The sequence below is a fragment of the Arthrobacter sp. P1_B3 genome (assembly GCF_056406615.1).
In genome coordinates this window covers 1-507 of record NZ_JBFTZV010000079.1, presented here as the reverse complement: position 1 = coordinate 507, position 507 = coordinate 1, and the positions used below count along the sequence as shown (strand labels likewise).

Here is a 507-nt window from a genome sequence, read left to right as displayed (position 1 = left end):
CGGTAACCGTCAAACGGACCGTGTATGTCCCCGCCTTCCCGTAACTGTGCCGCACCGTCGGCCCGGTTCCCGCAAGCGAGTCATCACCAAAGTCCCAGGCATAGGAAACCACCGACCCATCATCCGAGGAACCGGACCCATCAAAAACAACATCGAGACCCGAGACCGTCTCAGCAATCAAAGACACCGGAGCAGCATTGACCGGCAGCGCAACAACGGTGACCATCTTCGAACTCGTGCCCTCGACGCCGRCATTATCGGTAACCGTCAAACGGACCGTGTATGTCCCCGCCTTCCCGTAACTGTGCCGCACCGTCGGCCCGGTTCCCGCAAGCGAGTCATCACCAAAGTCCCAGGCATAGGAAACCACCGACCCATCATCCGAGGAACCGGACCCATCAAAAACAACATCGAGACCCGAGACCGTCTCAGCAATCAAAGACACCGGAGCAGCATTGACCGGCAGCGCAACAACGGTGACCCAGCGCAACAACGGTGACCATCTTC

At 58.9% G+C, this 507-nt stretch carries 1 protein-coding gene; it reads right to left on the bottom strand.

Going from position 1 to position 507, the window contains the following annotated elements:
- Positions 1–445: PKD domain-containing protein (locus AC1D2F_RS23945; protein WP_476967910.1), on the bottom strand; the 445-nt coding region annotated here is incomplete at its 3' end.
- Positions 446–507: the final 62 nt, after the last annotated feature.